Source organism: Salipiger sp. HF18 (assembly GCF_011806505.1).
Taxonomy (GTDB): domain Bacteria; phylum Pseudomonadota; class Alphaproteobacteria; order Rhodobacterales; family Rhodobacteraceae; genus Salipiger; species Salipiger thiooxidans.
Genome location: NZ_JAATOS010000990.1, coordinates 1 through 549 on the forward strand (window position 1 = coordinate 1; position 549 = coordinate 549).

At 73.6% G+C, this 549-nt stretch carries 1 protein-coding gene; it reads left to right on the forward strand.

Annotated elements, in window-relative coordinates; all coding sequences use genetic code 11:
• Positions 1-549: TrkA C-terminal domain-containing protein (locus tag HC022_RS28430; protein WP_175583779.1), on the forward strand; the 549-nt coding region annotated here is incomplete at both ends.

Below are 549 nucleotides of genomic sequence, written 5' to 3' on the forward strand. Positions count from 1 at the left end.
TGCAAAAGGGCGATACGGTGATCTTCCGCGCGCCGACCTCGGAGCTGCTGACCCTGCACGACGATCCCGGCCTCAAGATTGGTCTGCGCCGTGGCGAGCCGCAGGAGGGGGAGCTGGTCACCGTCGAGGTCATCGTCTCGCCCCGCAAGTCGAGCCTCGGTCGCAGCCTCGGCAGCATGTCGCTGGGCCGGCGCTTTGGCGTGCGGGTGCTGGGCGCGCACCGGCACGAGCACATCGCCGGGCCGGATCTGGGCTCGGTGCGGCTGCGCCCGGCGGACAAGCTCCTGCTCGAGGGGCCGGCCACCGCCTTCCAGTCGCTCGAGGACGAGGCGCAGCTGGTCTCGGTGAGCCGCCCCACCGGTCGCGCCTTCCGCCGGGGCCGCGCGCCGCTGGTGCTGGCGGCGCTGGCGGCGGTCGTGGGGCTCGCGGCGGTGGGGGTGCTCGACATCGCCACGCTCTCGATCCTCGCGGTCGCGGCGATCCTCGTGCTGCGCTGCATCGACGCGGACGAGGCCTGGGGGGCCGTCGACGGCTCGATCCTCGTGCTGA